Genomic DNA, 12,491 nt, shown 5'->3' with positions numbered 1-12,491 from the left:
ATTTTCATTACTTACCTGACTTGGATTTAATTGGCGTAGTTCGCTGCCCCCAAATATGCGTCATGTTGCCATACATGTGCGGACTGCCTGCAATGTCAGAAAATGAAGTGCCTTCATCTGCAATCGTTCCATCCAGTTGATTAGCCTCTTGCTTATTTTTCTTTTGCATTTTGCGCATGGTGTAGTAGCTATATGCTGCCGTAGCCACCATCAACGCAAGCATGGCGTAAATTACCCAAGGTGCAATAACCATTTGACTCTCCTCATTTAATTAATTGCGTATAAATTGGGTTGCTATTCGGAATAAATGGATGCCCAGCAAACCGTAAATTATTGGCAAATTTCTCATGGCAGGTTTTCAAGGATTGATCGCAACCAGGTGCAACACGCACCACATCACCTACTTGCAACCCGACATACTGCCGAAAGAGTTTTGCACCAATTCCAGACCCTGTGGTCAACAGCGTATGCACACCATCTTTGACCAGCAAGCCAAGATACAGATAGCCGTCTGCATAAGTCTTTGTTTCCATCACTGGATCACCATTTTCATATGTCGGATTGCCTTCACCATCCAGAACTGGGTTACCCTCACCATCAAGTACAGGTACTTGTTCAAACACGAGGTCGCCATTCTCATCGACAACTTGAGTCGGGTTCACTGTGAATGTGATATTCAAACCGCTAATCGCAGTAACGGTCACATCAAAGGACCATTGTTCAAAAGAAAGACCACAGAAGCGGTCATAAATTGAATTTGGGCATGTGGCCTGAAACTTCCGCGTTAGAATATTGCGGTTTAAGTAAGACTCCCCAGTCTCACAGACCAAAGTCATCGTATCTGCAGATTCATCAAACTTTGGCTGTGTTACTCGACCTTTATGCAGTACAAGTGTTTCATCATTCAACAGCTCTAAAATGGTGATCGTTACCCCGCCATAGAATATCTTGTTAATGAATACAGCTTTCAGATCATCCCCATCTGCATTAAGCAAATTAATTTGCGGAAAAGTCACTTCGGTATCACATTTATCAATGCTTTCATCTTCAATCACAGTACGCTGTAAGCCGCGAACTGGTAAATATTCAATACTGTTGTGAGTCACAGTTTTACGTGCACTGGTAAAATTCCAAGTCTTATCCCCATGCTTAAGCTGATACAGTTCGACACGTGTTTTCATGAAGATAGCTCCGTTATTGGCACCGTGACTTGTGTGATTCCTGCACCTAAAAACTGAAATTCAACTTGGTCAGCATCAAAGCGATGTAGACCTAAATAACAGACCTTTTGAATATCGCTCACAGGCAGATTCAAAGCGGGTGAAACTGTCAAAGTCGTTGCTGTTCTGGCAGTAATGGCATGCGCTGTCCAAACATCATTGATCTTAATGGCTAAATGCTTTCGATCCGCTTCCAAGAAATACGCTGTATCAGTATTCAGGACGTTATAAACCATGCCTGTGTTTGCAATGTGGATGTGCTTTTCATACAACGGCATCCAAAATGCTTTTAAACGTCCCATGCGTCGAAACAGAAAACGTCGGTATTCATGAAATTCTGACCAGTCTTTCAGTACTGACTTAAAAGGCTTCATGTAACGTGGCTTGGCATGATGGGTAAATTGCTGAAATCCACCAATCGTGCCATCCACAATGCTTTGCTGCTGGGTCAAGGTCATCTCTAAAGAATCACCATCCAAAACCAAAGGATTGAAGTAAATATCATCGCCCAAGTACTGCGTTGGCACATCGCCATCATGTTCTGGTAAATCATCAGCAATCACACGAAAGACCATTGAAGCATTGGACCAGAAGCCACCTGCATTGATTGAGGCATCGCCATCAATAATGCAGATCCGCAAAGGCATCATCACAGCATTGGTTACCGTGATATTTGCTGAAAGTCGAAAGCCGTCTTGATATTCAGTTTCTATAGGCTGAATCACTTCATTGGTTTCAGGATCTCGGATTTCCTCTTGGGTGATGATATAGCGCCCGATCTCGGTAATTTCGACCACCTGGATACCTTCACTACTCTCTATAAAAGCAAAACCGACTTTTAAGTCGGTTTGAGTGGGTGTAGTGTCCAGGATAATGAAATCATCATCGGCAATATCGGGAATGCTTCGTTTCACCTGTCGCAGCGGTATGCCCCAATACTTACGCAAATTTGCATACAGCATATGGAATAGATCACCCATGACTTTCTGCATTTGCACATACTTAAAACTGAGGATCTGACGCGGTGCATCACGTAATGCATTACGCTCTTCACTACCATCAAAGGCTTCATGCACTTCAGTTAAGAACTCAAGCCGTTCTGTGGATTCAAGCAGAGGGCAATTTGTTAATACATGCACCTCACCATATGACGTTTGTATTTTCATTTTGTCCTCAAAAAAAGCATCAGGTTATACACCCAAGGCTGCACGATTACGTTTAAAGAATTTCACAAAGGCTTTGGTTCCATCTGGGTTAAATAGATAATCACTTAAATTCTGACGCTCATCCACAATCACAAAGTTTGGATTTAGATTAACGTTTGCTTGTGATGATTGTTGAGCCTGCTGTATATATCCGCTCATTTTCGGATTTTGCATATTCAGAACTTTTGGTGCATCCAAAGCCAATCCACCATCTGCAAATCCATTTTTAATAGACTGGCGTAATGCAAAGAATCCTGCTGGACCACCCAATGCTGCAATTTCCTCTTGGGTCAAGACACCTTCACCACGGTGAACCAAACCTGCAACATCATATTTACCACCGTAACCAGTGAAGCCACCGTCAGCAAATCCTTCAATTGCTATGGATGAAATAGTTGCCAGGGCGGGTGCCAAAGCAGCCATTACAGCCATACCGCCTGCAAACTTCTGAGGTAGAGTCATAGCACTTGGATCTGCAAACGCCTGAGTGTATGCAGTCCAAGCAGCCATCATTGATGAAGCAACCGAGAAGGCTTGTTGCCCCGCAAACATGATTTGGTAAGCGGTAGATTGCTCCCCTGCACTACTTTGAACAGCTTGTGTAAGTTGGGAAAAGGTGTTTTGACCGTTGGCTAGTAGCCCTTGCCACATATCAAGCTGTTGCTGATATTGATCCAAAGACATTTGCTTGGCGCTAGCAAAATACTCCGCATCCATCATCTTCATGTTTTCAAGATGAAGTTTTTTGGCTAACTCAATTAGCTCATAGCGCTTTTCAACTTCATCAGGTGCACCATATTCATTCCCAATTTGATTAACGCTATTTGTATAGCGATCAAATTCAGCAGCTTTAGCCTGCTTGGAAGTAATACCTAAACTTGCATTCTGATATTGAAGTGAGTTCTTGCCGTACTTGCTTGCAACACCAAATAGAGAAATTGCATCTTCAGCATTGGCCAATTGTCCAAGTAAGTCATTTTTTGAGGCATCAAACTTTTCCTTTTGGGCACGGCGATAGTTTTCAACATCCTGTTGATAGGCTAGCTGCTGAAGTTTTGTGTACTTCTCGATAGCAGTTTTATCGCCTGCAAATGCTTCGTTAATAAGGCGTAACTTCTCCTTATTGTCTTCGGCCATTTGCTCTTCTGCAGTGAAGTAGGTTTGTGTAACAGACTTTTGGCGCTCCAGCGATTCAGCCTTGATTGCCTCGATTTCAGCCCAGTAATCCCCCCATGCTTTTAATCCTGTCGCAGCATCTTTTGTTAATAGACTAGATCCTTTTTCAGAAGATCCGCTGAGACCAACTAACCATTTATCAACCTTTCCTGCATACTCTAGTGCCTCCTTGGTTTTTGCCGCTGATCCAGTAAAACCTTTTGCTAGTAGGCTTTGAGTTCCATTAACACCAGCATTGTAAGCTGTTACAGCATCAGTCCAATTTCCGAATATTTTATAAGAAGAAGCTAAATCTTTAGCAGCTGCTTCAGCCGCTTTTGATACGTCATAAGAGTCACTTACTGAAAGACCATGTTGTTTTCTATAGATACTCGTTGTCTGAAATGGTCCAATTGCACCAGTTTGGCTTTTAGCATTGATATTCCCTTTTGATTCTTGGGCCATGACAGCCGCAAGCATATTCTCAGGAATACCGTATTTAGAGCCTATTTTATCCAATCCAAACTTGGCATTAATTTCAGCCACTTTTTGCAGCATCTTCAGCTCAGAAGCGCTATAAGAATATTGCTTTTGGCTTTGCTCAATCTGTTTTCGCTTAGCCTCTTCAATTTTCTTTTCAGACTCTTCCCGTGCCTTGGTTTGCTGTTCAAGCTTATAACCCGCTTCAACTTGCTTCTTCTCTAATTCAGATAAAGATGCGCCAGTAAAACTTAATCCAGCATTTTGACGATAATCTGCATAGTATTCAGCCTTTTCTCGACTCCATCCTGCGGCCATATTCGCATCAATATAATTAGCTTTAGCAACTTGATCCTGAATATCCTTTAGGGCTTCTCGCTGCTTTTGAGTAAGTGTTGATAATGCACTGGCTTGTTCTGATATCGATCTTGCATTTTCTCGATTGGTCTTGGTGTTTTCTTTAACCTTCCCGCTATAGACATTGAGAATTGACTTAGCATTATTGACAGCATCTGACTCTTTGCTAACAGCCTCTGCCTTTCTATCAATACTTGATTTCGCAGCATCGCTTACAGTAGCCAAGCTATTTACGGCAGTAGCCAAATCGTTAGAACTAATTTTACCTTGTCGATACTGTTCAAAAAGTTGCGCAGCCACACCTCGCTCTTTTTCAGAAACTTGTGAATTACGTGTTACAGCATCAATAAGCCCTAATAACTCATTCTTTTGTTCCCGATAAACTTTATTGGCTTCATTAAGTTCATCAGTTGCTTTTCGTGTAAGTACACGCTTTTGTGTGGCATCTAACTTTTCATATTCTGCTGTTAAATCAGCAATGGATTTGCCTTGGGTGCTCAAAGAAGGGTCTAATGAATCACTAGATTTCTTCATGTATAAGAATGCAGCCCCAGCAGCCAAACCTTGTAAAGCCAACATCGCTAATCCAGCGGGACCACCAAGAAAAGCCATTGCTCCACTCAGCGCGCCCATTGATCCAGACAATCCAACCAAGCCTATTCCTGCACGGACTGAAAATGCGGTTAATTGTGCTAACTGAATACTGGTAGCAATCACCGTAGGCACAAGCTTTACCGCCATAGCAGCTGCAACAGCAACTGCTACTGCCTTAATATCTCCCATGTTGTCTGAGACAGTTTGAACCACTGGCACGACAGCATTCACAAAAGTGGCTTGCAAACCTTCCCATTGTAAATTTAATAGCTGTACATTCTCTTTTGCTAATGCAAGGCTTTGAACCATTTCATCTGACAGAATTGCGTTTGCACGTTCAGCAGCATCCCCCCATTTCTTAAACCCTGCACCACCATTTTCTAATAATGGCAGAAGCAAAGAGGAATCAGAAATGATCGCCTCCATATAAAACTTCATGTCATTCTGAGTGGCTCCAACTTTCTTAAGGGAGTCATAGTAAAGCTGTAGCGCCTGAGGTCCTGATAGTTTCTGGAATTGTTGAATAGTTACCCCAACCAATGGTGCAATATTAGTAAAGAAATCCGCTAATGGTCCACCACCTGTTTGTTGAAAATCTCCAATACGATCCTGCATGTCTTTCATTTTGTCCGCAAAGGACTCCATTGAGATACCTGCAGTTTCAGCGCCTTTTGCGTAGTATTGAAAGTCACGAAAAGAAGTATTTGCTAATTGTGAAAATTTCTTTATTTCACTTCCTGTTTGGATGGTTTGATCCGCAAAAGCTACTAAACCACCAATAGACATGCCTGCTACAACAGCCCCAAATGCAGTTGCTGCCAATGTTGCCACATTAAAGCTATCTGCAATTCCTTTACCTGATTTTTGCGCTTGGCGCTCTGCCTTTGTCATTGGCTCAATGAAGTTACCAATTTTTGCGACTAAATCTAGGGTTAGTCTGCCCAGTGAAGCTGCTGCCATAACTTTTCCTCAGGCAATAAAAAACCCCGCTATTGCGAGGTTTGGGTGTTTATAGGTTGGTTAGAGCTTCTTGTAATTCTCTAACATTTCACTAAATTTTTCAGAAAAACCTGTTAAATCGGTTTCACCGTCTTGGTTGTATTCATATGGCCATTCTTTGTATCGGGTATAAGCGACCTTACCTTTTTTCATTTGCTCAATAGCTTTTTGAGGTGTTTGACTTAACCCTTCATCCCCATAAATTGGTGTATTTTCATCAATCTTTATTGCACTTTGTGAATTTGGATAATGATCCCTTCCAATATAAACACTGTATTTTCCATTAATAATATTGACCATCAAATCACTGTGATACTTTGATAATGAACAAATTTTCTTTCCATTAAATTTATCTTTAGTACAATTAATATTCCAATCCAATAGTGGAGAAGATTTATACGACTCGACTTTTTCTATTGTGTGATTTGGATCTTTGGGTGGATTGGCTGAGAAATATGTCGCCCCAGTCTCATCTTTTATTGCATATATTTCATTTGCAAAAGTTACAGTGTTCAATAGAGACAGCACAAGTATTAAAATTTTCTGCATGATTGCCCTCAATTTTTATAATTCAAGACAACATACTAATTCTTCGGTCAAAAAGAAACCGCCATGTAGGCGGTTGCTCTTCTTATGATGCTGGCTTTGATAAAATCAAAGGTCGTTCATTGCTCAAATCAGCTAAATTTCTACTTTTTCCACAATTAGGTTGATTGGTATCGATAACTTGATTCCCTTCAACACGATACCCAATTTTACCAACTAAAAATGCATAATTAAGACTAGTAATGACCACATCAGTTAAAGCTACTGAACAGTTATTTTTTTCAATTGCCTTGTCCATAGCTGTTTTCATATCAGGAATGCCAAGCGGGAATAAAATAACTGGAACTGAGTCATCCGCGGAAACTCGCTCACCTTTCACAAACTGATTAGAGTTTAAATTGTAGTTCTTCGTACTTGCTACAGTTAAATCCGCAACTCGCACCGCACAGCCACTTAATGACAACCCAAGCCCAACTGCTGCCAAAACTAATAATTTTTTCATGAAGTTACCCCTTTTTATAAGCAAGGGTAAGATACTAATTATTTGGTCAAAAAGAAACCTCCCGAAGGAGGCTGTCTTAATAATGTTTTTCACTTATACCGCAACAATGCGCAACGGTCTCGTACTGGTACGTTAAATGGAAAAACCCCTGCAATACGTGCATTTGTTTCTTTGCTTTTTTCTCCACCTAGTATTAGGCATGCATAAGTAGACCCACTTTTAAAGCGATCTTCTATTTCAGAAAACATTTGAGGATTAAGCAATTGAATAGCATCTCGGTAGCATAGCCACCAACCACTCGCCCATAGCATATTCATAGAAACATTGTAGGCAAGGTCTTCCAAGCGGTTCGAAGATGATGGGGTTTTAGATTCATGCTTTCCAGTATTACCCTTTAAGTCCATTACCTCTAAGTAGTGTTTAGCATCTTCAAAATGAATCGCACGTAACTCACGATAGCTTGCAGAATATTTAAAATGGTTTTTTAAACGACTCCACATTTGTTTGATTAGGCTTTGATTGCCACCTGCGCGTGTATGCACAATGTTGTATAAAATTCCACACTGTTCTGGTGAGATGGATTGGCGATCATTAATTTTCCATTGCATCACCAATGAGTCGTATGCACGAATCACCATTAAATGGAATTTTGCAGAAATCCACATGGCGTATGAATAGACAAGCTCTTTGACAACGTAAGTACCTCGATTGTTACCACCATGGATAACTTTTGCAGCACTCCTCATATTTGAGGTTTGAGAATTTTCACCAAGCACCATTTCTGGTGTTTGAGTATATTTCTCAATTTCCTCAATAAGTTCCTTAGTTTGTTCTATACGCATAAAACGGAATGGCGAGTGCTTATCCAGACCACCGCTCGCTTTATGGAAATCATTCAAGCAATAACGCCCTTCATCATCTTGACGAATAGTAAATTCACCAATAACTAAAGGCTGATTGTTTGGGTTTAAGAAATTTTGTGTTAAATTAGACATGTTAAATGCTCACTGTGATTTGACATCAATCAAGCTCCGTATCCGCCAAGATAGTTAGGGGCTTTTTTGTTGTCTGTTGATTTCATGCTTTCGCACTCTCTTTATTTAAAAACTCTTTAATGGCTTGATTAATTAAATAATTAATCGACCGATCTTCCTGCTCACCTTTCAGTTTTAGCTTTTCATGGTCTTTGTTGTCTAAAAACCGCATTTTGTATTGCTGACCTCGTTGTACTCTCATGGTATCTCCTTAACATCATTTAGGTACGTTTTATAATGTACCTCTCTTATGTCATTGTCAACATCATAGAGGTACTTTATTATAAATTTATCAACTTTAAGGTGTAATCACTCCAAATGAGCGAAAACCAGAAAGAGCCTCAATATAAATTGCGATGGCCTGAAGACCTAAGGGACAAGGTAATGAATTCCGCCAAAGAGCAGAACCGCTCAATTAATGCTGAAATTATTGCTCGCTTAGAAGAATCTTTTGAAAAAAAGAATTACGACCACGATTTTTTTGAAAAAAATCTACATATGTTTCTTGCAACATATTGTGCTGGCTTGGAAAGCAATTACGATGAAGCTATATCTCAAATCGAGGATTCACTTTCAAAAACAAAAAACCCTGAAATGATTCAATTTTTAGAGCATCGACTTCAAGTGAATAAAGTATTGAAAGCAGAAATGCATAGATTGAAAAAGAGCAACGCGGAGACATATAAATCTTTGCAATTTTTAGATATCCCTGAAAGCAATAAAGCACCCTAAGGTGCTTCACCCAGTACCAAAATTAGCTTCCATATATTCTTCAAGAGATATTTCCTTACGCTGTTCATTTGGCATGAAGTCATAAGGATCTACTTCCTTGTGAATCTTCAAGCTAGTGTAATGCGCTGTCCAGTTACCAAAAGCATGTTCGAGCCTACGCCCAAAAAATAAAGAGCCATACTTTTTACGGTAGGCTCTCCAAATGTTTAGTTCAGCATTGTTTATGTTTGCTTGCGCTTCTTCGATGGTACTTCCACCGATTCCGTTGAGGACAAGTTCGCACCAGAATTCATTTCGCTCGAATTCTTCTTCGGTGACTTTCCCGTAAAGTTGTTCACCTTGTCAGCTTCTTGATATACCGCATCAATGAACTTTGGATCAGAAGTATATACATCAGTAAGTGAAGTGAAAAACGGCGTTCCTTTCCCATCTTCACAAATCGAACCAATCAAACGTGAAGCGACCAAACGACTACCATTGATTTCTTTTAACACTGGGCCATCTGGGTTTGTCACGACATCCCATTCAAAAGCCTTTGCTACTTCTTGCTGAGCAATGAATGAAAGTCGCTTAATAAAGACCTGTCCTTCAAGTTCAACTTCATCACCGACAGTCATCTCCGATTTACTCGTAAGCTCTTTAAGGTCTTCAAGGTTCTCTTCTGTAGCAAATACCTTCCATGTTACTGTTCGCTCAATTGGCGCACCACTTTGGGTAACTTTTCGAAGGGCTTTAAGATTTGTTTTAGCCATTATGGAATCACTCGCGGGGTTGTGATGACAGCGGATGTACGTACCAAGGTGAAGGTATAACCAATTAATGAGTCCTGTTCAACGGTTGGTGCTGCTGGGTTTAAGTAGCCTTGGAAAGACCACCAAATTCGTGTTTCAGGTAGATCAATACCTGTCGTAACATCATAAGTTGGCGGTGTTTGGTTATGACTGGAACCAACATACCACTCAACCTTTTCACCAGAATCAGCTAACGCGATAAGCTGTAAATGGCTTGCGTTTTCATCATCTAGGTCAATCTGAATGGAACCTTCACCAGGATCTCGTAAACCGCGCTCATAATCCTTCGTGTCAGAATCCAAGCAAGTTGCATCAATCTTAGAAAAGGAATCATCTCCAAAAGTAAATGCTTTAGGGCAACTGAAGCGTACAACTGCACCTGCGATAACAGCAAATACTTGCGTACGTTGCGCTTTAATACGTGCCATGAGTAGCTACTCCTCTTTTTAGGCATAAAAAAGCCACCCGAAGGTGGCATTGGTTTTAAACTTCTAATTTCAGCATTTGAGATGCGGAATTTAAAAGGGTCGCATTTCAAATTCCACCCTCAAAATCCAAACTTGGTTGAGCCTGATTAATTAGCTCATCCAGTTCTTTTAATAATGCTGGTTTTGTTTGCTTTCCATTAACTGAAAGAAAGCGTCCTGCAATAGATAGTGACTGAGTAATGACTTCTACTTGAGCTGTGATTTTTCCAATTTGCAATTGGATGCCATCTTTCAAGTGGCGCGCCATTTCCTCTTGTTCAATGTAGTATTTTCGAATCTCATGACCTTTATGGTTGCGCTCCATCATTCCTAGATGCTTAGTCATATCTACTGAAATAATGTATTCAACCAAATGTTTTGCACCAGACACCTGCTCCACTTTTTGGTGGATCAGGATAAAATCATAATTCTCTTCAAAACCGCACTGTGCAATACGGCGCTTTATCCAAGTAGAAAAGTCTTGCTTACTTTCAAGCATTCTATGTAAATCACGCGCATTCACACCCAGTTGAACCTTCCCATTTAATTCTACTTCTATAAACGGAGTTCCACCTTCAATCTTTACTGCTGCATTCATTGATCTGCTCCGACTACTCATTAAAAAAAAACACTGGCAAGAAGATGCAATGAATAGTCGAAACGACCATCTTCCTTTCGGGGATCAACCTAGCCAGTGGTTTGCCCAAATTGCGGGCATTAAAAAAGCCCTACATTTCTGTAAGGCTTATTCTTTCATCGAAAAAAATAGCGATTTGTCCAGTTTTCCTATTTTGAATATCTATCGATCCAACCACCAATTCGCATCAAACCCACGTCCAAAAACATTGGTATCGAGAATTCGCTCAAAATGGTTGGGGTGAATACTAGTCACATAACAATATGGTTCAAGCGAAGTACGAATGGCTGCTCGAATATCGTAAGCTCGCTTTTGATTGCTGTCATAAACAACAATCTGGAAAGACACATGATCAATATTTGCTGCACAGTCCAAGTTGTTTTCAGGATTTGCAGTCACAACCGACCAAACTGCATAAGGAAATGCAGTACCAGTGGGAGCAATATCTTCAAAAACTTTTAAAGGATTATTTCCCAATAACGCTGTGACATTTGGATCTGCTCTTAGCGTTGGAACTACAGGGAGAATATTCATAGTTTTGCAAGTTCCTTATCGAGTTCAGCACTAAAGTTTTGTGCAAATGAATCAGTCACAGCCTGAATATTGTTTTCTAAAGCGGGTCGCATGAATGGTACAGGTGGATTATGCGCCGATCCAAACTCTATCCAGCGCCAATGTCGAGTATCGCCACCACTTAGACTTGGTGGATTTGGATTTGAAAATGATGCACCGCCTCTCACGCCTACACGCATCATAATTGTGTTCGCATCACGCGATTTACCTGCTGCAATTGCGATATTTTTCCAAATCTTTTCGTCAGTGAGCCTGTTGTCGATACCTTTAGCATTCATACGTGCTGCATCACGGACAATTGCCATAGCTTTACGCGCTGAACGCCTTGCAGCATTTTTTGCTAAACGTGGATTAGCCAAGGCTCTGAGCTTTCGCTCAATTTCACCCATCCCCGTTATTTCAACCTCAACAACCATAGCCTACTCCATTACTGCAAGCTCCAACGTCATGTAGATCTTACCGTTCTCATTGTCAGGCTTAGGCGGCGAAACAATCTGAAAGGTGTATCCATCCCAAAGCACGCGCATTTCCGTGGTGATATCACTACGTTTACGTAGTTTTAAGCGTGCTGTAGTTTGTGAACCAGCAGCCTTGGCATTAATTGAGTCTTTAACTGATAAAAACTCAACCTTAGCCCAAAGCTTTTTGAAGTCAGTCCAGATTGGATCTGTTTCGTAGTTGTTTTCATCGTAAGTGCTGGTTTTATTTTGGATCGTGACTCGGTGGCATAGATCACCTGCTGCTAATGTCATGTGTTCACCCATCGATGCTTTTTCCAAAGCCAAGCAGTTGCCATTGGAAGTTCAGTACCTGTGCCAACCGATTCCCGATTCTTATACCAGTGCCCAATCAACATATGGGCACCTTGAATAATTGAATCAGTGACAATCATTCCATTTAGTACATCTTCTGGAATTACTGCTCCAACTTCATAAAGCTTGCGGTTGGTTTCCTGTTCAAAGGCATCAAAAGCTGCTCTGATTAAAGAAAGGATTAAATCGTCTTCTTCATCATGATCAACTTTAAGATTCAGCTTCACCTGTTCCAGCGTCAGAAATTGGCTCATCTACTTTACCCTTTGCACCACGTTTAGCTTTTGGTTTTTGCTCTGGCTGCTCTGGCTGCTCTGGCTGCTCTGGCTGCTCTGGCTGCTCTGGCTGCTCTGGCTGCTCTGGCTGCTCTGGCTGCTCTGGCTGCTC

16 protein-coding genes and 1 pseudogene are annotated in these 12,491 nt (G+C 41.0%); 1 reads left to right on the top strand and 16 read right to left on the bottom strand.

Going from position 1 to position 12,491, the window contains the following annotated elements; genetic code table 11:
* Nucleotides 1-7 precede the first annotated feature (7 nt).
* The 8 genes and pseudogenes from I593_RS09520 to I593_RS20645 form a co-directional block, all read right to left on the bottom strand.
* Nucleotides 8-253 (bottom strand): hypothetical protein, encoded by a 246-nt coding sequence (locus I593_RS09520; RefSeq protein WP_016167355.1) that lies wholly within the window; start codon nt 251-253, stop codon nt 8-10.
* A 10-nt stretch (nt 254-263) separates the two neighbouring features.
* The gene (locus I593_RS09515; protein WP_016167354.1) at nt 264-1,181 is read right to left on the bottom strand and encodes a phage BR0599 family protein; all 918 of its coding nucleotides are present in this window, start codon (nt 1,179-1,181) and stop codon (nt 264-266) included.
* Nucleotides 1,178-2,386 (bottom strand): hypothetical protein, encoded by a 1,209-nt coding sequence (locus I593_RS09510; protein WP_016167353.1) that lies wholly within the window; start codon nt 2,384-2,386, stop codon nt 1,178-1,180. Before I593_RS09510 ends, I593_RS09515 begins: the two co-directional genes overlap by 4 nt.
* 24 nt (nt 2,387-2,410) lie before the next feature.
* Complete coding sequence (locus I593_RS19790; protein ID WP_016167352.1) at nt 2,411-5,971, bottom strand: transglycosylase SLT domain-containing protein; 3,561 nt, start codon at nt 5,969-5,971, stop codon at nt 2,411-2,413.
* 60 nt (nt 5,972-6,031) lie between these two features.
* Nucleotides 6,032-6,559, bottom strand: a complete 528-nt coding sequence (locus tag I593_RS09500) for a hypothetical protein (protein ID WP_016167351.1) — start codon at nt 6,557-6,559, stop codon at nt 6,032-6,034.
* 82 nt (nt 6,560-6,641) lie between these two features.
* A complete protein-coding gene (locus I593_RS09495; protein ID WP_016167350.1) occupies nt 6,642-7,058 on the bottom strand; it encodes a hypothetical protein in 417 nt (138 codons plus the stop codon).
* Between the two features lie 89 nt (nt 7,059-7,147).
* Nucleotides 7,148-8,139 (bottom strand): annotated as a pseudogene (locus I593_RS19785) (KilA-N domain-containing protein).
* Nucleotides 8,136-8,294 (bottom strand): hypothetical protein, encoded by a 159-nt coding sequence (locus I593_RS20645; RefSeq protein ID WP_016167348.1) that lies wholly within the window; start codon nt 8,292-8,294, stop codon nt 8,136-8,138. Before I593_RS20645 ends, I593_RS19785 begins: the two are co-directional and overlap by 4 nt.
* Before the next feature lie 116 nt (nt 8,295-8,410).
* On the opposite strand from I593_RS20645, the gene I593_RS09485 reads away from it, so the two are divergent.
* Entirely contained in the window at nt 8,411-8,824 is a 414-nt protein-coding gene (locus I593_RS09485; RefSeq protein ID WP_026440992.1) for an Arc family DNA-binding protein, read from the top strand.
* 6 nt (nt 8,825-8,830) lie between these two features.
* On the opposite strand, the gene I593_RS20840 is transcribed toward I593_RS09485, so the two are convergent.
* The 8 genes from I593_RS20840 to I593_RS09450 all read right to left on the bottom strand — a co-directional run bounded on the left by I593_RS20840 (nt 8,831) and on the right by I593_RS09450 (nt 12,358).
* Complete coding sequence (locus I593_RS20840; RefSeq protein ID WP_081401261.1) at nt 8,831-9,028, bottom strand: hypothetical protein; 198 nt, start codon at nt 9,026-9,028, stop codon at nt 8,831-8,833.
* Between the two features lie 17 nt (nt 9,029-9,045).
* Nucleotides 9,046-9,576 (bottom strand): phage tail assembly chaperone family protein, TAC, encoded by a 531-nt coding sequence (locus I593_RS09480; RefSeq protein WP_016167346.1) that lies wholly within the window; start codon nt 9,574-9,576, stop codon nt 9,046-9,048.
* The gene (locus I593_RS09475) at nt 9,576-10,043 is read right to left on the bottom strand and encodes a phage tail tube protein (RefSeq protein WP_016167345.1); all 468 of its coding nucleotides are present in this window, start codon (nt 10,041-10,043) and stop codon (nt 9,576-9,578) included. Before I593_RS09475 ends, I593_RS09480 begins: the two co-directional genes overlap by 1 nt.
* 106 nt (nt 10,044-10,149) lie before the next feature.
* Nucleotides 10,150-10,680: an antA/AntB antirepressor family protein gene (locus tag I593_RS09470; protein ID WP_016167344.1), complete on the bottom strand. Its 531-nt coding sequence runs from the start codon at nt 10,678-10,680 to the stop codon at nt 10,150-10,152.
* Between the two features lie 201 nt (nt 10,681-10,881).
* Nucleotides 10,882-11,253 carry a DUF3168 domain-containing protein gene (locus I593_RS09465; RefSeq protein ID WP_016167343.1) on the bottom strand — a complete coding sequence of 124 codons (372 nt, stop codon included), beginning with the start codon at nt 11,251-11,253 and terminating at the stop codon, nt 10,882-10,884.
* Nucleotides 11,250-11,708, bottom strand: coding sequence for an HK97-gp10 family putative phage morphogenesis protein (locus I593_RS09460; RefSeq protein ID WP_016167342.1), 459 nt, complete (start codon nt 11,706-11,708; stop codon nt 11,250-11,252). Before I593_RS09460 ends, I593_RS09465 begins: the two co-directional genes overlap by 4 nt.
* 3 nt (nt 11,709-11,711) lie before the next feature.
* The gene (locus tag I593_RS09455) at nt 11,712-12,044 is read right to left on the bottom strand and encodes a phage head closure protein (protein WP_026440993.1); all 333 of its coding nucleotides are present in this window, start codon (nt 12,042-12,044) and stop codon (nt 11,712-11,714) included.
* Complete coding sequence (locus I593_RS09450) at nt 12,041-12,358, bottom strand: head-tail connector protein (protein ID WP_016167340.1); 318 nt, start codon at nt 12,356-12,358, stop codon at nt 12,041-12,043. The genes I593_RS09455 and I593_RS09450 overlap by 4 nt, the downstream gene beginning before the upstream one ends.
* Nucleotides 12,359-12,491 lie beyond the last annotated feature (133 nt).

Source organism: Acinetobacter tandoii DSM 14970 = CIP 107469 (assembly GCF_000400735.1).
Classification (GTDB): Bacteria; Pseudomonadota; Gammaproteobacteria; order Pseudomonadales; family Moraxellaceae; genus Acinetobacter; species Acinetobacter tandoii.
The sequence above is the reverse complement of the archived record's forward strand: the minus strand, read 5'-3'. Positions and strand labels throughout refer to the sequence as shown.

Excerpts from the sequence above, each read along its gene's own strand:
- I593_RS09455 (WP_026440993.1), bottom strand. The coding sequence starts at position 12,044 with ATGACATTAGCAGCAGGTGATCTATGCCACCGAGTCACGATCCAAAAT.
- I593_RS20645 (WP_016167348.1), bottom strand. The coding sequence starts at position 8,294 with ATGAGAGTACAACGAGGTCAGCAATACAAAATGCGGTTTTTAGACAAC.
- I593_RS09495 (WP_016167350.1), bottom strand. The coding sequence starts at position 7,058 with ATGAAAAAATTATTAGTTTTGGCAGCAGTTGGGCTTGGGTTGTCATTA.
- I593_RS09480 (WP_016167346.1), bottom strand. The coding sequence starts at position 9,576 with ATGGCTAAAACAAATCTTAAAGCCCTTCGAAAAGTTACCCAAAGTGGT.
- I593_RS09470 (WP_016167344.1), bottom strand. The coding sequence starts at position 10,680 with ATGAATGCAGCAGTAAAGATTGAAGGTGGAACTCCGTTTATAGAAGTA.
- I593_RS09485 (WP_026440992.1), top strand. The coding sequence starts at position 8,411 with ATGAGCGAAAACCAGAAAGAGCCTCAATATAAATTGCGATGGCCTGAA.
- I593_RS19790 (WP_016167352.1), bottom strand. The coding sequence starts at position 5,971 with ATGGCAGCAGCTTCACTGGGCAGACTAACCCTAGATTTAGTCGCAAAA.
- I593_RS09450 (WP_016167340.1), bottom strand. The coding sequence starts at position 12,358 with ATGAGCCAATTTCTGACGCTGGAACAGGTGAAGCTGAATCTTAAAGTT.
- I593_RS09515 (WP_016167354.1), bottom strand. The coding sequence starts at position 1,181 with ATGAAAACACGTGTCGAACTGTATCAGCTTAAGCATGGGGATAAGACT.
- I593_RS09510 (WP_016167353.1), bottom strand. The coding sequence starts at position 2,386 with ATGAAAATACAAACGTCATATGGTGAGGTGCATGTATTAACAAATTGC.
- I593_RS09475 (WP_016167345.1), bottom strand. The coding sequence starts at position 10,043 with ATGGCACGTATTAAAGCGCAACGTACGCAAGTATTTGCTGTTATCGCA.
- I593_RS09500 (WP_016167351.1), bottom strand. The coding sequence starts at position 6,559 with ATGCAGAAAATTTTAATACTTGTGCTGTCTCTATTGAACACTGTAACT.
- I593_RS09520 (WP_016167355.1), bottom strand. The coding sequence starts at position 253 with ATGGTTATTGCACCTTGGGTAATTTACGCCATGCTTGCGTTGATGGTG.
- I593_RS09460 (WP_016167342.1), bottom strand. The coding sequence starts at position 11,708 with ATGGTTGTTGAGGTTGAAATAACGGGGATGGGTGAAATTGAGCGAAAG.
- I593_RS09465 (WP_016167343.1), bottom strand. The coding sequence starts at position 11,253 with ATGAATATTCTCCCTGTAGTTCCAACGCTAAGAGCAGATCCAAATGTC.